This window comes from Pseudomonas sp. 10S5 (assembly GCF_035019745.1).
Taxonomy (GTDB): domain Bacteria; phylum Pseudomonadota; class Gammaproteobacteria; order Pseudomonadales; family Pseudomonadaceae; genus Aquipseudomonas.
This window is the reverse complement of the sequence record NZ_JASJVL010000002.1, coordinates 222,231-248,754: the sequence shown is the minus strand read 5'-3', so window position 1 is coordinate 248,754 and position 26,524 is coordinate 222,231. Positions and strand designations below refer to the sequence as shown.

The 26,524-nt window shown below is 56.1% G+C and carries 19 protein-coding genes; 6 read left to right on the top strand and 13 right to left on the bottom strand.

Translation table 11 applies throughout. The features are described 5' to 3' along the window. Window positions 1-714: 714 nt before the first annotated feature. The 7 genes from QN378_RS02580 to QN378_RS02550 form a co-directional block, all read right to left on the bottom strand. A complete protein-coding gene (locus tag QN378_RS02580; RefSeq protein WP_322206578.1) occupies window positions 715-1,431 on the bottom strand; it encodes an ABC transporter ATP-binding protein in 717 nt (238 codons plus the stop codon). After that, window positions 1,428-2,303: an ABC transporter ATP-binding protein gene (locus QN378_RS02575; RefSeq protein WP_322206576.1), complete on the bottom strand. Its 876-nt coding sequence runs from the start codon at window positions 2,301-2,303 to the stop codon at window positions 1,428-1,430. The genes QN378_RS02580 and QN378_RS02575 overlap by 4 nt, the downstream gene beginning before the upstream one ends. Beyond that, entirely contained in the window at window positions 2,300-3,577 is a 1,278-nt protein-coding gene (livM, locus tag QN378_RS02570) for a high-affinity branched-chain amino acid ABC transporter permease LivM (RefSeq protein ID WP_407074086.1), read from the bottom strand. The genes QN378_RS02575 and livM overlap by 4 nt, the downstream gene beginning before the upstream one ends. A gap of 40 nt (window positions 3,578-3,617) precedes the next feature. Next, on the bottom strand, window positions 3,618-4,532 hold the full coding sequence (locus tag QN378_RS02565; RefSeq protein ID WP_322206574.1) for an ABC transporter permease subunit: 915 nt from the start codon (window positions 4,530-4,532) through the stop codon (window positions 3,618-3,620). Between the two features lie 177 nt (window positions 4,533-4,709). Continuing rightward, window positions 4,710-5,849 (bottom strand): ABC transporter substrate-binding protein, encoded by a 1,140-nt coding sequence (locus tag QN378_RS02560; protein ID WP_322206573.1) that lies wholly within the window; start codon window positions 5,847-5,849, stop codon window positions 4,710-4,712. A 377-nt stretch (window positions 5,850-6,226) separates the two neighbouring features. Beyond that, window positions 6,227-7,510: an FAD-binding oxidoreductase gene (locus tag QN378_RS02555; RefSeq protein WP_323550903.1), complete on the bottom strand. Its 1,284-nt coding sequence runs from the start codon at window positions 7,508-7,510 to the stop codon at window positions 6,227-6,229. A gap of 116 nt (window positions 7,511-7,626) precedes the next feature. Then, window positions 7,627-9,117 carry an aldehyde dehydrogenase family protein gene (locus tag QN378_RS02550; protein WP_322206571.1) on the bottom strand — a complete coding sequence of 497 codons (1,491 nt, stop codon included), beginning with the start codon at window positions 9,115-9,117 and terminating at the stop codon, window positions 7,627-7,629. Between the two features lie 192 nt (window positions 9,118-9,309). On the opposite strand from QN378_RS02550, the gene QN378_RS02545 reads away from it, so the two are divergent. From QN378_RS02545 to QN378_RS02530, 4 genes are all read left to right on the top strand, one after another. Next, window positions 9,310-10,212 (top strand): LysR substrate-binding domain-containing protein, encoded by a 903-nt coding sequence (locus QN378_RS02545; RefSeq protein WP_322206570.1) that lies wholly within the window; start codon window positions 9,310-9,312, stop codon window positions 10,210-10,212. Between the two features lie 69 nt (window positions 10,213-10,281). Further along, the gene (pncB, locus tag QN378_RS02540; protein WP_322206569.1) at window positions 10,282-11,541 is read left to right on the top strand and encodes a nicotinate phosphoribosyltransferase; all 1,260 of its coding nucleotides are present in this window, start codon (window positions 10,282-10,284) and stop codon (window positions 11,539-11,541) included. A 3-nt stretch (window positions 11,542-11,544) separates the two neighbouring features. Beyond that, complete coding sequence (gene nadE, locus QN378_RS02535) at window positions 11,545-12,372, top strand: ammonia-dependent NAD(+) synthetase (protein WP_322206568.1); 828 nt, start codon at window positions 11,545-11,547, stop codon at window positions 12,370-12,372. Window positions 12,373-12,517: 145 nt separating this feature from the next. Continuing rightward, the gene (locus QN378_RS02530) at window positions 12,518-13,537 is read left to right on the top strand and encodes a 2-oxoadipate dioxygenase/decarboxylase family protein (RefSeq protein WP_322206567.1); all 1,020 of its coding nucleotides are present in this window, start codon (window positions 12,518-12,520) and stop codon (window positions 13,535-13,537) included. Window positions 13,538-13,624: 87 nt separating this feature from the next. Here the strand turns inward: QN378_RS02530 and azu are convergent, their stop codons facing one another. Beyond that, window positions 13,625-14,071 carry an azurin gene (gene azu, locus QN378_RS02525; protein WP_322206566.1) on the bottom strand — a complete coding sequence of 149 codons (447 nt, stop codon included), beginning with the start codon at window positions 14,069-14,071 and terminating at the stop codon, window positions 13,625-13,627. 362 nt (window positions 14,072-14,433) lie between these two features. On the opposite strand from azu, the gene QN378_RS02520 reads away from it, so the two are divergent. Then, entirely contained in the window at window positions 14,434-15,021 is a 588-nt protein-coding gene (locus QN378_RS02520; RefSeq protein WP_322206565.1) for a TIGR00730 family Rossman fold protein, read from the top strand. 107 nt (window positions 15,022-15,128) lie between these two features. After that, on the top strand, window positions 15,129-15,314 hold the full coding sequence (locus QN378_RS02515; protein WP_322206564.1) for a hypothetical protein: 186 nt from the start codon (window positions 15,129-15,131) through the stop codon (window positions 15,312-15,314). Between the two features lie 95 nt (window positions 15,315-15,409). Here the strand turns inward: QN378_RS02515 and QN378_RS02510 are convergent, their stop codons facing one another. The 5 genes from QN378_RS02510 to dnaB all read right to left on the bottom strand — a co-directional run bounded on the left by QN378_RS02510 (window position 15,410) and on the right by dnaB (window position 26,491). Further along, window positions 15,410-16,312, bottom strand: coding sequence for a transglutaminase family protein (locus QN378_RS02510; RefSeq protein ID WP_322206563.1), 903 nt, complete (start codon window positions 16,310-16,312; stop codon window positions 15,410-15,412). After that, window positions 16,312-18,798, bottom strand: a complete 2,487-nt coding sequence (locus QN378_RS02505) for a circularly permuted type 2 ATP-grasp protein (RefSeq protein ID WP_322206562.1) — start codon at window positions 18,796-18,798, stop codon at window positions 16,312-16,314. The genes QN378_RS02510 and QN378_RS02505 overlap by 1 nt, the downstream gene beginning before the upstream one ends. A 94-nt stretch (window positions 18,799-18,892) precedes the next feature. Next, complete coding sequence (locus QN378_RS02500; protein WP_323550519.1) at window positions 18,893-22,183, bottom strand: transglutaminase family protein; 3,291 nt, start codon at window positions 22,181-22,183, stop codon at window positions 18,893-18,895. Window positions 22,184-22,569: 386 nt separating this feature from the next. Beyond that, the gene (locus QN378_RS02495; RefSeq protein WP_322206560.1) at window positions 22,570-24,870 is read right to left on the bottom strand and encodes a YgiQ family radical SAM protein; all 2,301 of its coding nucleotides are present in this window, start codon (window positions 24,868-24,870) and stop codon (window positions 22,570-22,572) included. A gap of 226 nt (window positions 24,871-25,096) precedes the next feature. Next, the gene (gene dnaB / locus QN378_RS02490; RefSeq protein ID WP_323550518.1) at window positions 25,097-26,491 is read right to left on the bottom strand and encodes a replicative DNA helicase; all 1,395 of its coding nucleotides are present in this window, start codon (window positions 26,489-26,491) and stop codon (window positions 25,097-25,099) included. Between the last annotated feature and the right edge of the window lie 33 nt (window positions 26,492-26,524).

Below are 26,524 nucleotides of genomic sequence, written 5' to 3'. Positions count from 1 at the left end.
CATGATTACGATAAGGACAACAGACCGGCAGAATGCCCGCACGGGCGTATGACCAGCAAGCGCCGGATGCGTCATCGACATGCCCAGCTGCTGTACGAAAAACACCCTATTTGTGCAGAGCCTTATTCCATATGGGCTGCACTGAGTTTTACCCACCTTATCCACAGCACAACCCACAATATTTGGGGGCAACCGCAAACGACCGCCGATTCTAAAATATCGGAGCCGCGCCGGTTCCTGGGAGGTTTTTTTACTTGACCCTGCGCATCACACATGACGCCTTAAAAAAGCATCTGTCTCGCAAAAAAAACAATGAAGGCGCCATGCCAGTAACGACGGCCTCCGGAACCACCTTTCCAGTGCTTGTCCACTGACTTATCCACAGGCTTCACCGATCGAAAGACTGTATGAACAAACAGACAAAAAATCATTGACAGAACGCAGCGGAGCTAACGGAAAAGCCACTGATCAAAAAACAACCAGACCGTTGTAAGCCACGTATTACAAGGGTTGCAGCCAGCTACTCCCATGTTACCCACAGTTACCTCCACAGCAATCTTGGACAAGTCAAAAACGTGACAAAACAACTATTTGCAGCGTCTTTATGCCGCAATTTAAGAGCTTGCTAAAAATGTTTTCCACAATTCAAAAAAAACGCGCCTTGGGTGAAATTCCCAAAGCGCGTAGTTATATTCGCGGTGCAAACAAACCTGATCAGTGACCGCCAAGGTAGGCGTTTCTGACCTCGTCATTGCTCAACAATTCTTGTCCGGTGCCGGTCAGACGAATCTCGCCGTTGACCATCACATAGGCCCGATCCGAGAGCCGCAACGCGTGGTTGGCGTTCTGTTCAACAAGGAAGATGGTCATGCCCGACTTCGCCAGCTCGCGCAGCGTTGAGAAGATCTGTTTGACCACAATCGGCGCCAAGCCCAGCGACGGCTCGTCCAGCAACAGCAGCTTGGGGCGGCTCATCAATGCGCGGGCAATGGCGAGCATCTGCTGCTCGCCTCCAGACATGGTCATCGCCCGTTGATTGCGGCGTTCTTTAAGTCGGGGAAACAGCTCAAACATGCGCTGCATGTCTTGCGAAGCGAACTTGTCACCGATGGGGATGGTGCCCATCAGCAAGTTTTCCTCGACGCTCATATCTGGAAACACGCGCCGTCCTTCCGGCGACTGTGCAATGCCGTGGGAAGCGATGTAGTGCGAGGACTTCTGGGTGATGTCGACGCCTTGGTAAATAATCTGTCCACTGGCAGCCCGTGGCTGGCCGAAAATCGACATCAGCAACGTGGATTTACCGGCGCCGTTTGAGCCAATCAGGCTGACGGTCTCGCCCTCATCGATGTGCAACGAGACTTTCTTCAGCGCCTGGATCGGCCCGTAAAACACATCGATATTTTTCAATTCGAGGATGGGTACGCTCATACCAACTCCTCTTCATCAGCGCCCAAGTAAGCCGCAATTACTTTTGGATCATTGCGAATCTGTTCCGGCCCGCCAACGGCAATCACGTTGCCGTGGTCAAGCACGACGATATCGTCCGAGATGCCCATGACCATGCCCATATCGTGTTCGATCAGCACGATGGTCATGTCGTGTTCGTCGCGCAGCAGACGGATCATGCCGCTCAGCGCTTCGGTTTCCTGTGGGTTGAGGCCTGCAGCCGGTTCATCCAGGCAAATCACCTGTGGCCTGGTGCACATGGCCCGGGCGATCTCCAGGCGGCGTTGTTGACCGTACGACAATTCGCCGGCCAAACGGTTGGCGCAGTCCACCAGATTCACCACTTCCAGCCAATAGAAGGCGGTGCTCATGGCATCATCTTCGGCCTTTCGATAGCTCTTGGTGTTGAGGATACCGGCCAGCAGGTTGCGGTTGACCCACATGTGCTGGGCCACCAACAGGTTTTCGATGACCGACATTTCCCTGAACAGACGAATGTTCTGAAAGGTTCGAGCCAGACCAGAGCGGTTTACCAAGTGCGTGCCGCCGAACATTTTGTAGTAGACGCGGCTGAGAAAGCTTTTCGGGGAAACAAAATCAATCGCTTTGAACGATTCGCCCAACAGCTTAATGACGTTGGTACGTTCGCCGCGGACATTGAGTTCGATCTTGCCGCCAGTGGCTTTATAAAACCCGGTCAGGCAGTTGAAAACCGTAGTCTTGCCAGCGCCGTTAGGGCCGATCAGAGCAAAGATTGAGTTACGACGCACCTTAAGGCTGACATCACTGAGTGCTTTGATGCCACCAAAGTGCATCATCAGGTTCTCGACCGAGAGAACGATTTCGTCACTCATGGCGCCGTCCTCTTATTGATCAAAACGCCTTTACGCGGTGTCACCCCGGTACGGCTGATGCGGATCAAACCCCGTGGACGCCAGATCATCATCAGCACCATCAAGATACCGAACAGCAACACGCGGTATTCGGAGAAGCTACGCAACAGCTCCGGCGCGACCGTCAGTACGAAGGCCGCGATGACCACACCGACGGTAGAGCCCATGCCGCCCAGTACAACGATGGCCAGGATCAGCGCGGACTCAAAGAAGCTGAACGAGGTCGGGTTAACGAAGCCCTGGTAGCTGGCGAAAAACACCCCGGCTAAACCGGCAGTCGATGCCCCGATAGTGAACGCCGAGAGCTTGACCAGCACGTGGTTCAGGCCCATGGAGCGGCAGGCAATCTCATCTTCGCGCAAGGCTTCCCACGCACGGCCAATCGGCATGCGGGTCAGACGGTGTTTGATGTACAGCACCGCCATCACGACCAGAAACAGGACGATGTAGATGAACAGGTATTTAAGGTTCGGGTTGTAATCGAAGTGGAAAAACTCGTGAATTGGAATGCCGCCGTCTTTAGCCTTGCGGCCAAATTCCAGGCCGAAGATCGTCGGCGAAGGAACCGGTACGCCGTTTGGTCCGCCGGTAAAACCTATCCAGTTGGTCAGTACCAAACGGATGATTTCACCGAAGCCCAAGGTCACGATGGCGAGGTAATCGCCGTGCATTCGTAATACCGGAAATCCGAGAATACAGCCCGCTAACGCCGCAGCGATGGCCGCCAATGGCAACGCCGACCAAAAGCCAAGCCCGAGGTATTGATAACCCAGCGCCAAGCCATAGGCACCAATGGCGTAGAACGCGACATAACCCAAATCGAGCAAGCCAGCCAGGCCGACCACGATGTTCAAGCCCAAGCCCAGCAGCACGTAAATCATCCCGAGGATGACCACCGTCAGCAGGTACTTGTTGGCGAAGATCGGGAAGATGATGACCACCGCAATCACGATAGGCAGGATCCAATACAGCTTGGATTTGTGATCCGGGGGCAGTACATGCACACCGGAGCCACTGGTTTCAAAGCTTTGGGAAACCGCTATGCCCTTGGGGGTTTGCAGAAACAGGCTGATCACAAAACGCCCCAGCATCACTGCCGCGACCAGCCACGCCACGCGGGTGGGTTGCAGGTTGAAGCTGTAGCCGTCGAGCACGATGCCGACGATAGGACCGAACACAATCAGAGCCAGTAACCCGGCAACCACCGCGTCGATCAGGCTACGTTTGATATCCATTGGTTTGACAGGAGGAGCTGAACTAGTTGAGGACATACGCTTATACCTTCGCCACGAGTGGGCGACCCAGCAGGCCTTGAGGACGGAAAATCAGGATCAATACCAACAGGCCGAAACTGAACACGTCTTTGTAGTCGGAGTTGATCAAACCGGAGAACTGCGACTCGGCAACCCCCAGGATCAAACCGCCCAGCATCGCACCCGGCAATGAACCAATACCGCCCAGTACTGCGGCGGTGAACGCTTTGATGCCGATGATGAAGCCTGCGTAGAAGTCGAACGTGCCGTAATTCATGGTAATCAACACGCCCGCCAATGCGGCCATGGCGGCACCGATGATGAACACGTAGGAAATGACCCGATCGGTGTTGATGCCGAGAATTGAGGCCATCTTGCGATCCTGTTGGGTCGCGCGGCACATCCTGCCAAGCCGGGTGTACTTGATGATGTAGGTCAGCACGCCCATGCCGACGAACGCGGCAATGAGAATGAAGATCTTGGTATAGGTGATTTGCACGAAGCCCGTGCCGACGTTAAATCGCCACGCGCCTTCGAGCAAGGTGGGGACGCCTTGTTGCCGCGCGCCCTGAGCGATCTGCGCATAGTTTTGCAGGATCAGCGATATACCAATGGCGCTGATCAGCGGCGCAAGTCGCGTCGAGTTGCGCAGCGGTTTGTAAGCGACCCGCTCGATGACGAATCCATAAACGCCCGTGACCACGATGGTGAACACCAATGTGCCCAGAATCAGGAAGGGAAAGGATTCCACGCCGAAGAAAGAAAGGACGGCCAGGCCGATAGCAGCCAGGTAAGCCGAGATCATATATACGTCGCCATGGGCGAAATTGATCATACCAATGATGCCGTAAACCATCGTGTAGCCAATGGCGATCAAACCGTAGACTGACCCGAGGGTCAGACCGTTGACCATTTGTTGCAGGAAAATACCGTCCATCACGCACTCTCTCGAACTTGAGAGGCCACCCTGACACGACACCGAAACGCCCTCGTGAGGCGCTTCGAGCCGCAAGCATGTGGCTCAGAAGAAATCCGGGGCTGCAGGATTGCAGGTACCCACTTACAAGAAGGGCCTGGAGCTTTTACAAGCAACAGGCCCGACTATGCGTTTAACTTACTTCTGCTTTTCAAGCTGGTGGTATTTGCCGTTTTTGTCCCACTGGTAGACCACGTAATCGGACACTTTCAGGTCGCCTTTAGCGTCCCAGTTTTTTTCGCCCATTACAGTTTTTACCGGGTGAGCTTTCAGCCATTTAGCAGCGTCTTCGCCTTTGTTCGACTTGGCGCCATTGAAGCCAGCGGCCAGTGCCTGAATCGAAGCGTAAGCGTATAGGGTGTAGCCTTCTGGCTCATAACCGGCTTTGCGGAACTGATCAACAACCGCCTTGCTGTCTGGCAGCATGCGTGGGTCAGCGCCGAAGGTCATGTACACGCCGTCGACGAACTGTGCGCCGCCAGCGGTGGTGACCAATTCGTCAGTCACGATGCCATCATCCGACATGAACTTGACGTCTTTAAGACCTTGCTCACGCAGTTGACGCACCAGTGGACCGGCTTCTGGGTGTAGGCCACCAAAGTAGACCACGTCAGCACCAACCGAACGGATCTTGGTCACCAGGGCGCTGAAATCTTTCTCGCCACGGGTCAAGCCTTCTTCAAGAACCGGCTTCACGCCACGCTTGGTCAACTGCATCGCAGTCGCGTCAGCCAGGCCTTTACCGTAGGTGTCTTTGTCGTTGATGACGGCAACTTTCTTGCCTTTGAGGACGTCAACGATGTAATCACCGGCGACAATGCCTTGTTGATCATCACGGCCGCACATACGGAACATGGCGGTCAAACCACGCTCGGTCACAGTTGGGTTGGTGGAACCCGGCGTGATCGCGATCACGCCAGCGTCGGCGTAGACCTCAGAAGCTGGAATAGTCGATGACGAGCAGAAGTGGCCCACGACGCCCGCAACTTTGTCCTGGTCAACCAGTTTATTGGCCACCGCGACCGCTTGTTTCGGCTCGCAGGCATCATCGCCTTGGACCAAAACGATTTTATCCCCATTTACGCCGCCAGCTGCGTTGATCGCATCGGCCGCGGCCTGAGCGCCCTTCATGTATTGAAGACCGAACGAAGCGTTAGCACCTGTCATCGGACCGGCGACGCCAATTTTGATATCCGCGGCCTGAACAAACGAAGAAACACCCAATGCAGTAGCAACTGCGAGTGCTAGAAAACCTTTCCTGTAAAACGTCTGTGACATGGTGATGGTGCTCCTGAGGTTTTTAGTTAGCACAGCGACTTCAGCACAAGCTTTCATTCAGCTACAAGCTCAGAGCAAGTGGCGTGCCATAGGGTTTTTATTCTTAAAAAAGTCGCAATTTTGTTCGATCACGACGTTCTCAGTCCCACTTTACGGGGCGTGCAACCGTCTAAAACGCAGCAGGTGCAACCTTCTCAAAAAATAGAGCAACCTGCACCAATAATAATTGCAACCCACCTCCATGACTGCGTGCAACCGGACTGTAACAGTATGCGTCACCGAACTGCACACCTAAGGTGCGCGACCGCTACAGGACGCACCATCACAGGGTAATGGGTGCGCGATAAAAGCGCTTGATGAAGAACAAAAAGATTGCATTAAATCACTATGCGCAAGCACTGGCCCGCGTGATACAGCGAAAAGCCTGCTTCATATAACGCACTGCGAAGTCCAACGCCAGCCAAAGGTTTCATCGAAGCGAAAGGCACAGGTAGCGCTTTGGGATCGCCGTGGCATAGGTAATCCGCGAAGGCCTTGCCTACGACTGTTCCAGTCGTGTTGCCGCGACCGTTATAACCCGTGACCGCAACCAGGCCCGGTGCAGGTTCAAATAAACGCAACAAGTGATCTGGCGTAAAGGCAATGGTGCCCGTCCAAGTGCACTCCCACTCAACCGGCTTCAAGTAAGGAAAATAGTGCTGTTGAACCCGGTCGGCCCATGCCTTGAGGAACCAGGCAGGTTTTTGATTGCCGTTGCCCAAACTGCCAAGCAGCAGACGCCCATCGGCATCGCGACGGATACTACTGAGCACTTGGCGCGTGTCCCATGAACCTTGGCCGCCAGGCAAAATCTGCCGCGCAGCGTCTTCCGTCAGCGGCGCCGAAGCGACTTGATAGTAATAACCGGGGAAGAAATTACGCCGCAGTTCGGTCCATTCACCTAGGGTGTAGGCGTTTGACGCGATAACGACTTTCTCCGCAAGTACGGCACCGTGCTCAGTGATTACGCACCAACGATCACCTTGACGTTCGAGACGTGTCACCGGCGAGTGATCAAAAACCCGACCACCGAGACCAACAACTGCTTGGGCAAGGCCACTGGTGTAAGCCATGGGATTGAAAGTACCCGCACGACGGTCCAGCAACGCAGAGGATATTTTCGGGGTGCCGGTGGCTTCCTGACACGCCTTGCCGGTCAGCAACTCCACTGGCGCGCCTCGGCGCTTCCATTGTTCTTCGCGGCTGCGTAGATCGGCGCCGCCACGAGCGTTGTGCGCCATGTGTAGCGTACCTTCGCGGCGCAATTGGCAATCGATGCTGTACTTATCGATCACGCTAAACACCAATGATGGCGCAGCACCGAGCATTTGATTGAGTTGGCTGCCAACTTCTTTGCCGAAGCCCGCTTCGATGTCATCTGGCGGTATCCACAAACCCGCATTGACCAGCCCGACGTTGCGCCCGGACCCACCGTGACCAGTGCGGTGGGCTTCAAGCACGGCGACAGTCTTGCCTTGTTCCAATAAGTGAATCGCCGCTGACAATCCGGTAATGCCTGCGCCAATCACGCAAACATCTACCGTGACCTCGCCTTTAAGCGCCTTGGCCTCAGGTCGTTGCGGTGTCAATTTTTCCCACAGACATTCTTCGCGTAGCGGCATCGCAAAACCCCGGAAAGATACATAGCCTAAATAGTGCGTTGCCAGATCCGGCGTCGTGCCGAGATCCGGTGGGAGCGAACTAGTTCGCTCCCACCGGTATTGGCCAATTTGACCTATCAGTCGAAGGTAATCCCTTGCGCCAGCGGCAGCTCCAGAGAGTAGTTCACGGTCGCGGTTTGGCGACGCATGTAGCCGCGCCACGAATCAGAACCTGATTCACGGCCGCCGCCGGTTTCTTTCTCACCGCCGAACGCGCCTCCGATTTCAGCACCGCTTGGACCGATGTTGACGTTGGCGATCCCGCAATCACTGCCCAGCGCTGAAATGAACTGCTCAGCCTCACGCACGTCGGTGGTGAAAATGCACGACGACAGGCCCTGTGGCACGGCGTTGTTCAAACGCACGGCTTCGGCGAACTCTTCGTAACCGACCACGTACAGAATCGGGGCAAAGGTTTCGGTACACACCACGTCGCTTTGCTCAGGCATTTCGACGATGGAAGGGGTCACGTAGTACGCGTTCGGGAATTCCTCAGCCAACACCCGCTTGCCGCCGAAGACTCGACCGCCTTCGCTCAACGCCTGCTCTAGCGCGTCCTGCATGTTTTCGTAGGCACCTTTATCGATCAGCGGACCGACCAGATTACCTTCCAGCGGGTGACCGATACGCACTTTGGCGTAAGCGGTTTTCAAGCGGCTGACGATTTCAGCTTTGACCGATTCGTGAGCAATCAAGCGGCGCAAACTGGTGCAGCGTTGACCGGCCGTGCCGACGGCGCTGAACAGAATCGCGCGGACAGCCAGGTCGAGGTCGGCGCTTGGGCCGAGGATCATCGCGTTGTTGCCGCCCAGTTCAAGAATGCTGCGGGCAAAACGTGCGGCGATTTTCGGAGCCACTTCACGGCCCATGCGCGTGCTGCCGGTGGCGCTGATCAACGCGACACGCGGATCATCCACCAAGGCTTCGCCCGCCTCACGGCCACCGATAACGACTTGGCTCAAGTAAGCCGGTGCGTCCGGGAAGTGTTTCAACACGCTTTCGAACAACGCCTGACACGCCAAGGCGGTCAGCGGAGTTTTTTCCGAAGGTTTCCAGATCACCGCATTGCCGCAAACCAGCGCCAGCGTAGTGTTCCAGGCCCAAACGGCGACGGGGAAGTTGAACGCGCTGATCACGCCCACAACGCCCAGCGGGTGCCAGGTTTCGCGCATGTGGTGGCCAGGACGCTCGGAAGCAATGGTCAAACCGTACAGCTGGCGCGACAGACCGACCGCGAAGTCGCAGATGTCGATCATTTCCTGTACTTCACCCAAACCTTCCTGAGTGATCTTGCCCGCTTCCCACGACACCAGCTCGCCCAGCTCGGCTTTGTGCTTACGCAGCGCTTCACCGAACAAACGAATCAGCTCGCCACGGCGCGGAGCCGGCACTTTACGCCAGGCTTCGAAAGCGTTTTCGGCACGGGTCACGTGCTGTTCCACTTCCGCTCGCCCTTCCCAATGCACGGAGGCTACTTGGCTGCCGTCGACGGGTGTGTGCACGGCTTGGTTGCCATTCTGGTACAGCGAGGCATCGACACCGAGACGGTTGAGCAAGTCGGTAATCATGGTTTCTCCTGGTTTCTATAAATGAAAAAGCCGAAATAGGGGAGCACAAACAAAAGCGGCTAAAGCGTCAGCCTCTACTAATAGCTGGCCTGAGACGTAGGAACAAACGACCATTACGCGAGATATCATTCCGTTTATTCATGCTGCCCTTCGCGCGTGCCCTGGCAGCGTAGAAAAACCATAGGCCAGACCATGCTCAACAAACGTCATCTGCCGTCCATCACCGCATTGCAATGCTTCGAAGCGGTGACCCGGCACCTGAGTTTTACCCGTGCCGCTGAAGAACTCCATCTGACCCAAAGCGCCGTCAGCAAGCAAGTCGCCCAACTTGAAGACCTTGTGCAGCACCTGCTGTTTCGACGCGTGCGTCGCCGCTTGCAACTGACCCCGGCCGGCGCACTGTACCTGGGCGAGGTGCGCAAGATACTGATGCAGGTGGAAATGTCCACACACTACTTGCGCTCGTATGGCGGCGAAACCGAAGTCTTGCGGGTGTCCACCCCGCCGACCTTCGGTGCTCGCTGGCTGGTACCTCGGCTCAAAGGCTGGCGGTTGCGCCATCCGCATATTCACCTGGATCTGGTCAGCGAACAGGGCCCCGATGACTTGATTCAAGGCCGCTGCGACTTGGCGTTCTATTTTGGCCAAGGCGCGCGTCCCGGCGCTGAATCGATGAAACTGTTCAACGAAGAATTGATAGCAGTGTGCGCACCCGGTAGCTTGCCAGCCATCCCGTTCACTGATCCAACGCAATTGAGCGAATTGGTCCTGCTGCAAAGTGGCTCACGCCCACAAGCCTGGCATGAATGGTTCGACAGCCAGGGTTATCAAACCGAATACAGCTACCACGGCCCGCGTTTTGAAACCTTTTACATGTGCATTCGCGCAGCACAAGTCGGCTGTGGCGTCGCGCTGCTACCGCGATTTCTGGTCGAAGAAGAGCTGGCAGAAGGCAAACTGGTCATCCCTTGGCCCCACGCCTTGCCCAGCCACGACGCCTATTACATGGCTTACTCCGAGCACACGGCTGAGGTGCCCAAGATCCGAAATTTTGTACGCTGGATGACTGAACAATTGGATAACCCGGTAACTTAGGGGCGACAATGCGGACCCAGCCTCGGTTGCGACCCCAACCCCACCGGCAGCACTGGAGACCTGACAAAAATGAGTGAGAGCGCCTTCTCCGATCGTATCGTGCAGAACCTGCTCGACACCGACTTTTACAAGCTGACCATGATGCAAGCGGTGCTGCACAACTACCCCAACGTGGATGTGGAGTGGGAGTTTCGCTGCCGTAATGGCGAGGATCTGCGGCCTTATTTGACCGAGATCCGCCATCAGATCGCCCTGCTGTGCGAGCTGTCCATGAGCTCCGAACAGTTGGTTTTTCTTGAGCGCATCAGTTTCATGAAGCCTGATTTTTTGCGCTTTCTTGGCCTGTTTCGCTTCAACATGCGCTATGTGCAAACCCACATCGAAGACGGCGAGTTGCGTATTCGCCTGCACGGGCCATGGCTGCACGTGATCATGTTCGAAGTGCCGTTGCTGGCAATCGTCAGCGAAGTGCGCAACCGTATTCGCCATCCCGGCACGATGCTGGTGCAGGCCCGCGATCAGCTGTACCGCAAGTTCGACTGGTTGCTGGCCAATGCCGCCAGCGATGAACTTGCCGGCTTGAAAGTGGCCGACTTCGGCACCCGCCGACGCTTCTCGTACCGTGTGCAAGAAGAAGTAGTTTCGGTACTCAAGCAGGACTTCCCCGGTCAATTTGTCGGCACCAGCAACGTCGAATTGGCACGCAAACTGGACCTGAAACCTCTGGGAACCATGGCCCATGAATGGATCATGGCCCACCAACAATTGGGCCCACGACTAATCGACAGTCAAATCGTCGCGCTGGATTGTTGGGTACGCGAATACCGGGGGCTGCTGGGCATCGCACTGACCGACTGCATCACCACCGACGCGTTTCTCAACGACTTTGATCTGTACTTCGCCAAACTGTTCGATGGCCTGCGGCATGACTCCGGGGACCCGATAGTGTGGGCTGAAAAATGCATAGCGCATTATCGGAACCTCGGTATTGATCCGATGAGCAAGACACTGGTCTTCTCCGACGGCCTGAATTTGCCCAAGGCCCTGGAGATATTCCGCACCCTGCGCGGTCGGATAAACGTCAGTTTCGGCATCGGCACGAATTTGACTGCCGACATTCCGGGCATTGAGCCCATGAGTATTGTGCTTAAAATGACCGCCTGCGCTGGCCAAGCCGTGGCCAAAATCTCCGATGAGCCTGGCAAGACCCAGTGCAAAGACCCGAACTTCGTCGCGTACCTGCGGCACGTGTTCAAAGTGCCGATCAGCCCTGTTGCCGAGCTGCCGGCGTTAAATACTTCCGTTTCCGCACACATTGTTGAGGAGTGAATCATGCACGCCGTACAACTCCAAATTGCCGAAGAGCTCAAGGTCCAACCACCGTTCGCCGACCAACATGCGCTTGAAGCCGAAGTCGCGCGGCGGGTCGCTTTTATCCAGCAGTGTTTGCAAAACGCCCAGCTTAAAACACTGGTGCTGGGTATCAGTGGCGGCGTTGACTCATTGACGGCGGGTTTGCTCGCCCAACGTGCGGTCGAGCAATTGCGCCAAAGCACTGGGGACAAGAGCTACTGCTTCATCGCGGTACGCTTGCCGTATCAAACCCAGCTGGACGAGCATGAAGCCCAAGCCAGCCTTGAGTGCATCAAGCCAGACGAGTCGCACACGGTGAATATTGGCCCTTCAGTGCAGGCCTTAACCGCACAAATCAAAGCGTTCGAAGGCCAGCATGCCAGCGCTGTGGACTTCGTGACGGGGAACACCAAGGCGCGGATGCGCATGGTCGCGCAATACGCGATTGCCGGTGCGCGCCAAGGGTTGGTGATCGGTACTGACCATGCAGCGGAAGCGGTCATGGGTTTCTTCACCAAGTTTGGCGACGGCGCCTGCGACATCGCGCCGCTCAGTGGTTTGGTGAAAAATCAGGTCCGGGCCATCGCTCGCAGCTTCGGCGCACCGCAGTCGCTGGTGGAAAAAGTGCCGACCGCCGACCTTGAAGACCTGGTGCCGGGCAAACCGGACGAAGCTTCACATGGCGTCACCTATGCCGAGATCGATGCATTCCTGCACGGTGAGCCGGTGCGTGAACAGGCATTCACTATCATTCGAGACACCTACCGCAAGACTCAGCACAAGCGGGAACTGCCGTTCGCGCCATGAATCAAATTGCCTGATAAGCCAATTCGCCGCCATATCTATGGCTGAACAATAGAAAACGGAATGAACCCGCCGTTTTATTTCGTTTGTGCCGTTCGGCCATCGACGCTTTCATAGGCGCCTACATCCACTGTCAGAGCTGGTCGCTATGTCCTCCTTCGAAAGCCTGTTTTCCCTCGTCGCATCCGTTGTCGGCCAACCCGCTGCACGGTGGATTGAAGCCCACGTTGACGTGCCGACCGGCTTGCACGCCTTCAGTTGGAGTGACACTGAAGTGCACCGGGTTTGGCTGGCCGAAGCGCTAAATCTTTGCCTGTTTCACAAATTGGTGGAGGCTGTGCCTTTAGGGCGGGTATATGTCGAAGAACAAGCCGAGCAGCGGCGCAAAGTGGTATTCGATCATGGCGCAATTCGCACGGTGGATTGGTTCGCCAACGGCGAACTGCCCCGTGGCCGTCTTGCCTTTGCCCGGCTGCTCGAACCGTTAGGCTTTACCGATGTGCGCACGTACCCGCTGACCAAACTGAACATGACCGGTTGGGGTTATCGCCAACAGGATCTGCCGCAAGACATTGCGCAGTTTTTCGTTTCCGAATTACACCCCGGTCGTTTCAGCGAAGCCTTTCAAGCGGCCGCTGAACGCGTCGTCAGTTCAAGCCATGATCCGCTGAACAACGAGCAATTAAGCATCCTCAAAGGCCTGCAACTGACCCGTCACTGCTCGTTGAGCGAGGCGTATTGCCTGTTACCGGGTTTGTGCGCAGCTTTCGCCCGTCAGCATGGGGTGGTGCGGCATGCGGACTATCAGCAATTGCTTAGTGAGAGTGCGGAAATGGCTTGGATTGCCACTGAGGGCAACAGCTTCAATCACCTGACTGATCGGGTGGTTGATCTGGATGCGGTGGTTACAGAGCAACTGCGCCGGGATCGGCCGATGAAGGCCAGTATCGAAGTGTCTGCCTCAGGACGAGTTATGCAAACCGCTTACAAAGCGTGCACGGTGAGCCGGGCTATGGCGGATGCAAGCGGAAAATTGCACGATCATCCGGTGCCCGGGTCGTTTGTCGAATTCATTCAGCGCAAGTTAGACCCAATGGATAACACGCTTGATTTGAGTTTTGACAGCAGTAACGCCCAAGGCATCTTCAAGATGACCGAATCGAAGTAGCGAGGCGGATCTTGTAGGAGTTGCCGAAGGCTGCAATCGCAGCTTTCGACAAGCCCTCACAGGAACTTTGTGTTCAGCAAAACCCCATCACTTAACCGCAACAGTGCCTTTCATCATGCTGTTGTGACCTGGGAACGAGCAAAAGAACACATAATTTGATCCCGCAGCCAGTTTCGAGACGTCGAAGGTCACCGAGTCTTTTTCGCCCGCTGCGATGACTTTAGTGTGAGCGATGACACGGTCATCCCCATCTTTCAAATAGTTCTTGTCGATGCCCGCGCTCATGCCGTCGGCCGCGATCCCAGCCATATCAGTGTCTTTGCTCAACACCCAGTTATGGCCCATCACGTTTTTCGGCAAGCTGCCGGAGTGGGTCAAATTCACAGTGAAGGTTTTGCAGCTCTTGTCGATATTGATCTCTTTGGTGTCGTAGCTCATCTGGTCCGTTGAATCAATATTAACCTTGCACTCCGCCGCCAACAGATGGCCACTGGCGAGTGTCAGCAGGGATACAGCGACAAGTTTACGAAACATGATGAATCTCCAAGGCAGGACTTAAAAGTATTTTGGAATAAGAGGAACGTCTACAGAAAGACTGCCTGATTCCAGCTCAAGTTCCAATGACCTGCGTCAACGCAACGCAGGTACGGCTTGCCACTATCGACACTATCGAAAGAATCAACCGGCCAGTTGAGCGAGGGCGCAATAACATGGCGTCATCACTCAGGAGCCACATCATGCACCTCAACAGCTTTTTCCGCAGTCTACTCGCCGCTTATGCCTGTGGTGCAAGTGGCACCTACCAGCACCCTTACGAGCGCTTCCAGCGAGACTAGTCCTTGGACTGGCCGGGCCAAGTCTTTACTCTGAGCGCATTAATGACCAAGGAGTAGGCTATGTCTTTGAAGTCCATATGTGTGTTTTGTGGCGCCAGTGCTGGCACTCACCCTGCTTACCGTGAAGCGGCCATGGCCTTGGGGCGAGCGTTAGCTGAGCGCCAATTGACATTGGTGTATGGCGGCGGCGCGGTCGGTCTGATGGGCATCGTTGCCGATGCCGCACTGGCTGCCGGTGGTGAAGTTATCGGCGTGATTCCTGAAAGTCTACGCAGCCTGGAAATTGGCCACAACAGCTTGACCCGTTTGGAAGTCGTCGACGGAATGCACGCGCGAAAAGCCCGTATGGCCGAACTCAGCGATGCCTTTATCGCCCTTCCCGGCGGTTTGGGCACACTTGAAGAGCTGTTCGAAGTTTGGACCTGGGGCCAATTGGGTTATCACGGCAAACCGCTAGGCCTGATGGACGTGAACGGTTTCTACAGCAAGTTGGCGGGTTTTCTCGACCATGTCGTCAGCGAAGGGTTCGTGCGCGAAGATCATCGCAATATGCTGCAGATCAGCGATTCTCCCACTGACCTACTGGACACGCTCGACGCCTGGAAGCCCGTTATTGCTCCCAAGTGGGCAGGTCAAAAACCTACCTGATCGGACTGTCAAAGGGTATTCATGGACCGTTGAGCGCACAACGCCGTGTGTGCGCTGCCGTTCTCAGGCAGAATAGCGGCATTTCCCGCCTATACAGAGGATCGCCCATGGCTAAACCTAACTATTCCTTCGCCAAACGTCAGAGAGATCTGGCAAAAGAGCAGAAGAAAGAGGAAAAGTTGCAGAAGAAAACGGCTGCTCTGACCGAAACCGGCGCAGAAGGCGAGACCGTTGAAGGCCAAGAGCCTGCCGACGAGGCAGAGGCAACTACCGAACCAACACCTGCCAACTGATTGCCGCTGGGCTTCGCCAACTGACGGGGCCTGTACGCCACGTCTGTCGCTTAAGCGGCAGACGAGGGCAGACCTCTAAATATCCGCCATCAGCGTCAAACAGCCCCAGCGCTGATAGGAATGACCGTCACCTGAACTTCCGGGTCATGGTTGCCCCCCCCCAGAATTACCCCACGTAATGGCGATACATCCGAGAAATCGCGGCCCCAGGCCAAGCTGATGTGCTCAAGTGTCGGCTGTACATTGTTGGTCGGATCAAAGTCTACCCAGCCCAACACGGGGCAATACACTGACACCCAAGCGTGCGATGCGTCTGCCCCGATCATTCGCGGCTGTCCAGGCGGTGGCTGAGTCAGTAAGTAGCCGCTGATATAGCGCGCCGCCAACCCACGCGAACGCAGGCACGCCAGCATTAGGTGAGCGAAGTCCTGACAGACGCCACGTCGGTTCTCCAGCACTTCGACCAATGGCGTCGCAACCTGAGTTGCCTCATCGTCGAATGTAAACTCAGTAAAAATTTTCTCCATCAACGCTTGTACGCACAGCAGCAGCGGGCGATTGAGAGGAAAACAACTGTCGGAGTAATCAACGAACGTTTGCTTTAAATGCACGTACGGCGATTCGAAGCGATAGCGACACGCTTCAAGAATTGCGGGCGATAGCGCCTTACCGCTGTAGGTCAGTGCACTGCTGGTGGCGTTCCAACCCGCAGATAGATTGAAATCCAGCCATGGCCGCGCCAAGACTTCGACCCGTAGCCGCGCGTTTACCTGCAATTCATCGTGGGGCCGCTCGAACGCCAGACGAGTCAGCGGATTGCCAAACACGTCTTGTTCATCACGGCGACTGGTCGGTACAGGACTGATCAGCAGTTCTTGTTGGGTACACCGTTGCCAGGTGCAAGGTCGTGGCCACAAATGCGCTAGCTGCTGGGCCAGAGACACAGGGCTGTCGTATTTGTAATGAGTGTCATGAAGAATCTGGTAATGGGCACTCATCACACGGACACCGTGCGCTGGCTGACATCGTCTACGTGGGCGAAATGGCGCAGGGCTAAACGATCGGAAACTTGCCCGCTGGTTTCGCCGATGGTTTGCAGTAAATCGGCCAGCCCCTCCAGCACAGCGCTGACGCTATTTTTTCCGAACAGTGGATTCTCCAGACTGCTTAGATCGAACGCGGACAGGCGTTGAATCAACAGCGCCAGCCTTATATCACGCGGCACGCCGAAGTCTTCGTTCAGACGGTTCAAGGAGCGGCTCACCCACTTCAACTGGAACAATACCGCGTGCGGATTTTGTTCATCCAGCAATAGTAAGTCGAGCACAGGAATGAGCTGCGGCATCGCCAAATACCGAGAGCGGTAGGTGATGCTGCTGTTTCCTAACTCAAGGAGCCATTCAAGACCGGCCTGATCGTTCACTGCTGCATCACGCAGGAAAGCCGCCACACTGATACTGAGAAATTGAAGCCGCTCAATACGTCGACCAATCATCAAAAAGCGCCAGCCTTCGTCACGGGTCATGTCGTCCATGGCAAAACCCGACAAGGCTGCAAACGACATCACTAGGCGGTTAAGAAAATCGAGAAGCTCGCCGAAGTCGGGTTCTTCAGTCTCCAGGCTAAGGGATTCTCGTTGTAGCTCCACCAGCGTCTGCCAATTCTCTCGAGACAGTTTGCCGCGCACTTGTGAGGCGGCCCACTGTAGACGTTGTAAATTGGCGCGCAGGCTTTGCGACCAATCCTCGCCCAGCAAGGCCGCGAGCAAGCGGTCGGGCAGATCTCCTTCTTCAGGCAGTAACCGTAGAGTTTCCCCTAGCTCAACCGCCGCTTGCAGCGCCAAGGGATCATCACCATCAACGTGACGGATCAGCATGATTCGCAGCAAACGCGCGCTGTTATCGCAACGTTCACAGTAGCGACCAAACCAAAACAGATTTTCCACCACCCGCGAAGGCAAATAGGGATCACGTCGAATAAGGTCACGAACACCCAGTGCCCGCTGAGTTTTCCAAGGCTTAATGCCTTCTGCACGCTCGCCCAAGACCCAAGTGTCTTTGCTCGCACCACCGCGTTGCATAGACACTACATCGGCATCAGCTTCGGCCGCGACACGGGTCAACCCACCTGGCAGCACTTCATAGCCGTCAGCGCTAGCGACCGCGTACACACGCATGCCGATGGCTCGCGGTTGCAACTGCTTACCATCAGGCTGCCAGACCGGCGCATGGGATAACTGCGCCAGCTCTTGTGCAACGTAGGCGTAAGGCCGGGCCTGCATCCGAGCGGCTAACGCTTGACGTTGCTCATTACTCAGATCGCGCCCAAACACCGAGGCAAAGCTTTGTGAAGGAAAAGCCGGTTTGATCAGCAGGTCTGGGAGCTTTTCCAGTGCCTGGGCCAGGACCGGGGGCTCGCCACACCACCATGTCGCGACAGACGGCAGAATCAGCTCCTCGCCAAACAGGTGCTGATTGATTTTCGGCAAGAACCCCAGCAACCCCGGCGACTCTAGAACGCCGCTACCCAAGGCGTTGGCAACCAGTACCCGGCCTTGGCGAACAGCTTCGAGCAGTCCCGGAACGCCAAGTGCCGAGTCGGTACGCAACTCTAGCGGATCGCAAAAGTCGTCGTCCAAACGACGCATGATCGCGTGAACTCGACGCAGACCGCTGAGAGTCTTGAGATAAACCGTGGCGTCGCGAACAGTCAGATCCCCGCCTTCAACCAGTGGATAACCCAGCTGTCGAGCAAGGTACAAATGTTCAAAATAACTTTCGTTGAATCGGCCTGGGGTCAACAGCACCACTAATGGCGGCTCTTTATCAGTCGGGGCTTGGCGGGCCAAGGTTTCCTGCAGGGCACGGAAAAAACCGGTCAGGTGTTGGACCTGCAAGTCACGGTACAGGTCGGGAAACGCCCGCGACACGATCTGCCGGTTCTCCAGCGAATAACCTGCACCCGACGGTGCTTGCGTGCGGTCGGCAGTCACCCACCAACGGCCATCCGGTGTGCGCGCCAGATCCACAGCGTACATGTGCAGAAAAACCCCTTCGGGCGGTTTTACCCCCTGACATGGCCACAAATAGTTGTTATGACCAAACACCAGTTCGGCGGGCAGCAAGCCGTCGGCGATCAACTGTTGCGGGCCGTATAAATCCGCCAATACGGCGTTCAGCAACCGCGCACGCTGAGCTATCCCGGCGGCGACCAAAGACCATTCTTGCGCAGGAATCAAGTGCGGCAGCAGATCCAGCTCCCACGGCCGGTCTGCGCCCTTGGGATCGGCATAAACGTTGTAGGTGACGCCGTTTTCTTGAATTTGCCGAGACAGCAGCGCTTGGCGCTGCATTAACTGAGCGGGCGTGCTGCGTTGCAAATGCTCATAAAAGTGGCGCCAATGCGGCCGAATAGCACCGCTGGCATCGAGCATTTCGTGATATGTACCCGTAGTCAGCGGATAACAGTCAAGCAGGTCGGGCATGGAGGGCTCGGCAGACAACAAAGGACGTCAAATTAGCGCAGGATAATGACGCGCCGAGACTTAAAACTCCACGCGCCATCCTTTGAAATGCGCTTTAGTGAAGACGCATATCCAGCGTCATCGGCAGCTCATCATTAACAGTCAACAACGGCACTTTCAATTTTCCGGGGCTATGGCCAATGCGGAAGAAGCGAGAAAGACGTCGACTTTCGGCTTCGTTGGCATTGACTGGCAAGGTTTCATAGTTGCGCCCGCCGGGATGCGCGACATGATACTCGCAGCCGCCCAAGGAACGCTGCATCCATGTATCCAGCAGGTCGAAAACCAACGGTGCATGCACCGGAATATTCGGCTGAAGGCAGTTGGAGGGTTGCCAGGCACGGTATCGCACCCCGGCAACGAATTCCCCGACGCGCCCCGTGGGTTGCAGCGGCACCGCAATACCATTGCAGGTCAGCATGTAACGCTGCGGCGGTAGACCATTGAGCTTGACCTGCAAGCGCTCCAATGACGAATCTACATAGCGAACCGCACCACCCGCCGCGCCCTCCTCACCCAATACATGCCACGGCTCCAGCGCCTGACGTAACTCCAACTCGATGCCGCTGACGGCGTAATCGCCGACTTTCGGGAAGCGGAACTCCAAATGCGCCGCAAACCATTCAGCACGCAACGGATACCCCCCGGCGGTCAATTCAACGATGACGTCGGCGAAGTCCTGTTCGATGAAGTGCGCAAGCATGAAGCGGTCGTGCAATTGCGTGCCCCAGCGCGCCAGCTTGGCCGGTGCGTAAGGTTCACGCCAAAAACGCGCAACCAATGCTCGCAGCAGTAATTGCTGGGCCAGACTCATGCGTGCATGAGGAGGCATCTCAAACGCCCGCAGCTCCAACAAACCCAAACGCCCGGTCGCGCCGTCCGGCGAATAAAGCTTATCAACGCAGAATTCAGCACGGTGCGTGTTGCCCGTGACATCAATCAACAAATTGCGCAGCAGCCGATCCACCAACCATGGCGCGCACTCTTCACCCAGCTTGGGCATCTGCGAGAAAGCAATTTCCATCTCATACAAGGAGTCATTGCGGGCCTCGTCGACGCGCGGCGCCTGGGAGGTCGGGCCAATAAACAAGCCAGAAAACAGGTAAGACAGCGACGGATGGTTATGCCAATAACTGAGCAGGCTGCGCAGCAAATCGGGCCGCCGTAGAAACGGCGAATCGGCAGGGGTCGCTCCGCCGAGGACGAAGTGGTTACCGCCGCCGGTGCCGGTGTGACGGCCATCGATCATGAACTTCTCGGTGGTTAGACGAGTTAGCCGCGCCTGCTCGTAGAGAAACTCAGTGCGCTCAACCAGCTCATCCCAACTGGAAGAAGGCTGTACGTTGACTTCAATCACACCCGGATCCGGCGTGATACGAAAGTTCGCCAGACGCGGGTCGCTTGGCGGCTCATACCCTTCGAGCAAGACTGGGCAATGCAACTCTTCAGCCGTGGCCTCCACCGCGCTAACCAGTTCGAGGTAATCCTCAAGCTTTTCCAGTGGCGGCATGAACACATACAAACGCCCTTCCCGGGCTTCGGCACACAGCGCCGTGCGGGTGAGCCAATGGGCAGACTCGGCCGCCTTGGGTTCACGCTCCCCATCAAGGTCAACCTGTTCGGTCAAGCTATTGAGCTGCGACTGCACCTGATCGCTGCTCGGCAGCTCAGGAAACTCCTGATTATGGTCGGTAGGGTGAACGAACGGATATTCCGACGCCTTTACCCAAGGTTGCGAGGCCAGCGGCAATCGATAACCCAACGCCGAATCTCCCGGTACCAGTCGGCAGTGTTCGTCACGCAGGAACCAGCGACCGCTTTGCCATCTATCGCCAGATTTCGCTCGAGCCAGCGGCAGCACTTGGCCGATAACTTTTTCTAAACCCTGGGTGAAGACCTTGCGCAGGCGCGCACGCTCCAGCGTGTCTTCAAGGCGGGAATCTTCGGCGCTAACGTTCAGTGGCAACGCACCTTCACGCCACAGGTAATAGAAATTGTCTTCGTACGCCGGGAACACGAAACGTACTGGCAGCTTCAGGCGCTCGGCAACACTGGCAAGGAAACGCCCGGCCATTTCGCTATCAGCACCGTACTCTTCAGTTTCATCGGCAATCAAAGCATTGTTGTGCCACACAGGCTGGCCATCTTTACGCCAAAAGCAGTTCAGCGACCAGCGCGGCAATTGCTCGCCGGGGTACCACTTGCCTTGACCGAAGTGCACGATTCCCAGCGGCGCGTAATGCTTGCGCATGCGCTGATAAAGCTCGGCGGAAAGTCTGCGCTTTTCCGGACCCAGGGCGGCGGTGTTCCATTCATCGCCATCGCGGTCATCAATGGAGACAAACGTCGGTTCGCCGCCCATGGTCAGGCGCACATCGTCGGCGATCAGATCGGTGTCGATCTTACGGCCAAGCGCCTGAATCGCTAGCCACTGATCTTCGCTGTAAGGTTGGGTCACTCGGGGCGCTTCCCAGATCCGCTCAACCGACATTTCATGGGTGAACTCGGTTTCGCACGGTTCAACCAAGCCGCTGATGGGTGCCGCAGAGGAAGGCTCAGGGCTACAGGCCAACGGAATATGGCCTTCGCCCGCAAACAGGCCAGAGGTAGCATCGAGCCCGACCCACCCGGCGCCCGGCAAGTAGACCTCGCACCAGGCGTGCAGGTCAGTGAAATCAACATCAGTACCGGAAGGCCCGTCGAGGGCTTCAACGTCGGCTTTGAGCTGTATCAAATAACCCGACACAAATCGTGCAGCCATGCCCAAGTGACGCATCAACTGGACCAACAGCCAGGCCGAGTCGCGGCAGGAACCAGACGCGTTAGCCAGCGTAAACTCTGGCGTTTGAACGCCCGGTTCCATGCGAATCAGATAAGCAATGTCTTGGCTTAGACGCTGGTTCAGCGCCACCAGAAAATCGATGGTCGGCAGCGGCGTGCGGTCGATGCTCGCCAAGTAGGCAGCAAACTTCGGCGTCAGCGGCAATGTCGCGAGATAGGGCGCCAACTCGCGTTGCTCATCACTGGCGTAAACGAAAGGAATCTTTTGCGCATAAGGCTCGAGAAAAAAGTCGAACGGATTGAACACCGCCATTTCGGCGACAAGATCAACCTCTACCCGTAACTCGTTGGTTTTCTCTGGAAATACCAGACGCGCTAAATAATTGCCCTGAGGATCTTGCTGCCAGTTAACGAAGTGCTGCTCGGGCAAGACTTTTAGGGAGTAGGACAAGATACGCGTACGGCTGTGGGCCGCCGGACGTAGGCGCACGATCTGGGGGCCCAGTTCAACCGCTCGGTCGTAGCGGTAATGCGTAACGTGGTGCAAGGCAATATGAATCGACACGGCGTGCCTCCTGCGAGCCTGAACGGTAATGGAACCGCGCAAGACTTATGCCATCCGGGTAAAGCGGGCGGTTTCTGAAGACAACGAACGCGCTCGGCACCATTAAAGCGCTGCTACTCACCTACCGTGCAAGCGTTGCACAGAAAAAGGGCGACGTGAGACTAATTTTTATGAGACGCCGAGGCACCAGTGCCTCCTCGCCTGCCGAGAGACCGAATTAGTTCGAGAAACAGCCGACGCAGTGTGTCAAAAATACCGAGGCGTGCCATTCGCAGGCAAGCCTGACTCCCACAGTGCTGCGTCAACCCGCTAACTTGAGCCCCGCAGAATACACGCGGGAGTTGGCTTGCCGGCGACGATGGTTCCACCGCCACCAATTAATGGATTTAGCGCGGAACGACGGGTTTACGCTTCGGCGGCTTCGGACCTTTGCCCTTCGCGGCATCGATACGCTCTTTGGTCGCTTGCTTGTTGCGAGCAAACGCAGCGGCCTTAGCCTCTTCACGCTTATCCCACGGGTTGCCGCCATCGCTGGCGCGGGGAGGTAATCCGGTGTGCTGAGTCTGAATCAACGTGGTCTTAGCAACTTTATGGCTACCAACCGGCGTCGAGTTTTTACGACGAGCGCTCTGGTAACCGTCAGTGGCCGGCTGATGCAGAGGAATCAGCTGATCTTTGCCAGAACCGATCAAGTCGGCGCGACCCATCCGGATTAGAGCTTCACGCAGCGACGGCCAGCCTTTGGGGTCGTGATAGCGCAGGAACGCTTTGTGTAACCGGCGCTGCTCCTCACTTTTGACAATGGTAACGGCGTCGCTCTTGTACGTAACTTTACGCAGTGGGTTTTTGCCTGAGTGATACATCGCCGTCGCCGTTGCCATCGGTGACGGGTAGAAAGCCTGTACCTGATCGGCGCGGAAACCATTGCCCTTGAGCCACAGTGCCAGGTTCATCATGTCTTCGTCGGTGGTGCCGGGGTGGGCAGCGATAAAGTAAGGAATCAGGTACTGCTCTTTTCCGGCTTCTTTCGAATACTTCTCGAACATGCGCTTGAACTTGTCATAGCTGCCAATGCCCGGCTTCATCATCTGATTGAGCGGACCTTCCTCGGTGTGTTCCGGGGCAATCTTCAGGTAACCACCGACGTGGTGTGTCACCAGCTCTTTAACGTATTCCGGCGATTCCACCGCGAGGTCATAACGCAAGCCCGAAGCAATCAGAATCTTTTTCACCCCCGGCAATGCACGAGCGCTGCGATACAGCTGGATCAGCGACGAGTGGTCGGTGTTCAAATTCGGGCAGATGCCGGGGAATACGCAGGACGGTTTACGGCAAGCGGACTCGATTTCGGCGCTCTTGCAGGCGATGCGATACATGTTCGCCGTCGGGCCGCCGAGGTCGGAAATAACGCCGGTGAAACCTGGAACCTTGTCGCGGATCTCTTCGATTTCGCGAATGATCGACTCTTCGGAACGGTTCTGAATGATTCGGCCTTCGTGCTCGGTGATTGAGCAGAACGTGCAGCCGCCGAAGCAACCACGCATGATGTTCACCGAGAACCGGATCATGTCGTAAGCAGGAATTTTTTCCTTGCCATATACCGGATGTGGAACGCGCGCATACGGCATGCCGAACACGTAGTCCATCTCTTCTGTGGTCATCGGAATTGGAGGCGGGTTGAACCAGACGTCGACTTCGCCATGTTTCTGTACCAATGCACGGGCGTTACCTGGGTTGGTTTCCAGGTGCAATACGCGGTTAGCGTGGGCATAGAGCACCGAGTCGGCGCGGACTTTTTCCATGGACGGTAAACGAATAACCGTTTTATCTCGCGTCATCCGAGGACTGGCCAGCAACTGCACCACCTTGGCTTCTTGCGGATCATCCACCGGGCCCTTTTCTTGCTCGATAGCGCAAGCCTGGGTGTCCTGAGTATTGACGTAGGGGTTGATGATCTTGTCGATTTTACCCGGGCGATCAATACGCGTGGAGTCAACTTCGTACCAGCCTGCCGGCGTGTCGCGACGGATGAACGCGGTGCCGCGAACGTCAGTGATGTCTTCAATCTTGTGGCCGTACGACAAACGCTGGGCGACTTCGACGATGGCGCGTTCGGCGTTGCCGTACAACAGGATGTCTGCGCAAGCGTCGATCAGAATCGAATTTCGCACCCGGTCCTGCCAGTAATCGTAATGCGCGATGCGGCGCAACGAAGCTTCAATGCCGCCCAATACGATGGGCACGTGCTTGTAGGCTTCTTTGCAACGTTGGCTGTAGACCAAGCTCGCGCGGTCCGGACGCTTGCCGGCCATGCCGCCCGGTGTGTAAGCATCGTCGGAGCGGACTTTTTTATCCGCAGTGTACCGGTTGATCATCGAGTCCATGTTGCCAGCAGCGACCCCGAAGAACAGGTTCGGCTCGCCAAGCTTCATGAAATCGTCTTTGGAATGCCAATCTGGCTGGGCAATAATCCCGACGCGAAAGCCTTGAGACTCCAGCAGCCGACCAATAATTGCCATGCCGAAAGAGGGGTGATCGACGTAAGCGTCACCGGTAACGATGATGATGTCGCAGGAATCCCAGCCAAGCTGATCCATTTCTTCCCGGCTCATGGGCAGGAAAGGTGCTGGCCCGAAACATTCGGCCCAGTACTTGGGATAGTCAAATAACGGCTTGGCTGCTTGCATATCGAAAACCTGCGCGTGTACACGTTGGAAAATCGCGGGCGCGGAATATAGCACAAAATTTGACCAATTCCGACGGTAGTAGTCGGAATTAGCAGCGGAAGAATTTGATACGGGCACACTGTGGGACCGAATTCATTCGGGAAGGCGTTGATTCAGTTACAAAGGTCGCCGGACGTGCAATCCATTCCCGAATACATTCGGTCCCAGAAGACCGGGAAGCGTCGCATCAATCCTCGTCGAAGTTGTAGCTGCCCGGCGCGAGGTTTTCGAATCGGGTGTATTTACCGATGAATGCCAACCGTGTCGTACCGATGGGGCCGTTACGCTGCTTGCCAATGATGATTTCGGCGATGCCTTTGTGCTCGGTCTCGGGGTGATAGACCTCATCCCGGTATACAAACATGATCACGTCAGCATCCTGCTCGATCGCTCCAGACTCTCGTAAGTCGGAGTTGATCGGGCGCTTGTTGGGACGCTGCTCCAAGGAGCGGTTGAGCTGAGACAGGGCGACCACTGGGCAAGCAAACTCTTTAGCCAAGGACTTCAACGAGCGAGAAATCTCAGAAATCTCGTTGGTACGGTTGTCACCGCTTGAGCCAGGAATCTGCATCAGTTGCAGGTAGTCAATCATGATCAGGCCGACTTCGCCGTGCTCACGTACCACCCGGCGAGTGCGCGCGCGCATCTCTGAAGGGCTGATGCCGGCAGTGTCATCGATGAACAGTTTGCGGTCATTAAGCAGATTGACCGCCGAGGTCAGACGCGGCCAATCATCGTCTTCCAGTCGTCCGGCGCGGACCTTGCTCTGGTCGATACGACCCAGCGACGACAACATACGCATGATCAGTGATTCACCTGGCATTTCCAGCGAATACACCAGAACCACTTTGTCGCTACGAAGAACGGCGTTTTCTACCAGGTTCATGGCGAACGTGGTTTTACCCATTGATGGACGTCCGGCAACAATGATCAGGTCAGACGGTTGCAGGCCGCTGGTTTTCTCGTCCAGGTCGGTATAACCGGTGGACAAGCCCGTTATCGCGTTATCCGTGTTGAACAGCGTGTCGATGCGATCAATGGCTTTGGTCAGCAGGTCGGTAACGCGGACCGGGCCACCACTTTTCGGGCGTGCTTCGGCAATCTGGAAGATCTGCCGCTCAGCTTCGTCGAGAATCTCGGCGGCGCTGCGGCCTTCTGGATTGAACGCGCTATCAGCAATTTCCGCACTGATGCCGATCAACTGTCGCAAGGTCGCCCGCTCACGCACGATTTGCGCATAAGCCTTGATGTTGGCGACGGACGGAATGTTTTTCGCTAATTCACTTAAATAACCCAGGCCGCCTACTTGCGAGGTGTGCCCTTCTTTGTCCAGTTGCTCGGACAGTGTCACAACGTCGATAGGGCTGTTTTGATCAGCTAGTTTGGCAATGGCACGAAAGATCAGGCGGTGATCATGTCGATAGAAATCGCCATCGGATACTTGATCGAGCACGCGCTCCCAGGCGTTGTTGTCCAGCATCAAACCACCGAGCACGGCCTGTTCGGCCTCGATGGAGTGCGGCGGCACCTTGAGGGCGGCGGTTTGCAGATCGTATTGCTCGGGGGCGGATATTTCGTTCATGGCCACTTAAAAATCAGGGAGAACAGAAAAACA

Excerpts from the sequence above, each read along its gene's own strand:
- QN378_RS02530 (WP_322206567.1), top strand. The coding sequence starts at position 12,518 with ATGTCCTCCTTCGAAAGCCTGTTTTCCCTCGTCGCATCCGTTGTCGGC.
- azu (WP_322206566.1), bottom strand. The coding sequence starts at position 14,071 with ATGTTTCGTAAACTTGTCGCTGTATCCCTGCTGACACTCGCCAGTGGC.
- QN378_RS02580 (WP_322206578.1), bottom strand. The coding sequence starts at position 1,431 with ATGAGCGTACCCATCCTCGAATTGAAAAATATCGATGTGTTTTACGGG.
- QN378_RS02510 (WP_322206563.1), bottom strand. The coding sequence starts at position 16,312 with ATGAGTGCCCATTACCAGATTCTTCATGACACTCATTACAAATACGAC.
- QN378_RS02565 (WP_322206574.1), bottom strand. The coding sequence starts at position 4,532 with ATGGACGGTATTTTCCTGCAACAAATGGTCAACGGTCTGACCCTCGGG.
- QN378_RS02520 (WP_322206565.1), top strand. The coding sequence starts at position 14,434 with ATGTCTTTGAAGTCCATATGTGTGTTTTGTGGCGCCAGTGCTGGCACT.
- QN378_RS02560 (WP_322206573.1), bottom strand. The coding sequence starts at position 5,849 with ATGTCACAGACGTTTTACAGGAAAGGTTTTCTAGCACTCGCAGTTGCT.
- QN378_RS02505 (WP_322206562.1), bottom strand. The coding sequence starts at position 18,798 with ATGCCCGACCTGCTTGACTGTTATCCGCTGACTACGGGTACATATCAC.
- QN378_RS02555 (WP_323550903.1), bottom strand. The coding sequence starts at position 7,510 with ATGCCGCTACGCGAAGAATGTCTGTGGGAAAAATTGACACCGCAACGA.
- pncB (WP_322206569.1), top strand. The coding sequence starts at position 10,282 with ATGAGTGAGAGCGCCTTCTCCGATCGTATCGTGCAGAACCTGCTCGAC.
- nadE (WP_322206568.1), top strand. The coding sequence starts at position 11,545 with ATGCACGCCGTACAACTCCAAATTGCCGAAGAGCTCAAGGTCCAACCA.
- QN378_RS02515 (WP_322206564.1), top strand. The coding sequence starts at position 15,129 with ATGGCTAAACCTAACTATTCCTTCGCCAAACGTCAGAGAGATCTGGCA.
- QN378_RS02575 (WP_322206576.1), bottom strand. The coding sequence starts at position 2,303 with ATGAGTGACGAAATCGTTCTCTCGGTCGAGAACCTGATGATGCACTTT.
- livM (WP_407074086.1), bottom strand. The coding sequence starts at position 3,577 with ATGGATATCAAACGTAGCCTGATCGACGCGGTGGTTGCCGGGTTACTG.
- QN378_RS02550 (WP_322206571.1), bottom strand. The coding sequence starts at position 9,117 with ATGATTACCGACTTGCTCAACCGTCTCGGTGTCGATGCCTCGCTGTAC.
- QN378_RS02495 (WP_322206560.1), bottom strand. The coding sequence starts at position 24,870 with ATGCAAGCAGCCAAGCCGTTATTTGACTATCCCAAGTACTGGGCCGAA.
- QN378_RS02545 (WP_322206570.1), top strand. The coding sequence starts at position 9,310 with ATGCTCAACAAACGTCATCTGCCGTCCATCACCGCATTGCAATGCTTC.
- dnaB (WP_323550518.1), bottom strand. The coding sequence starts at position 26,491 with ATGAACGAAATATCCGCCCCCGAGCAATACGATCTGCAAACCGCCGCC.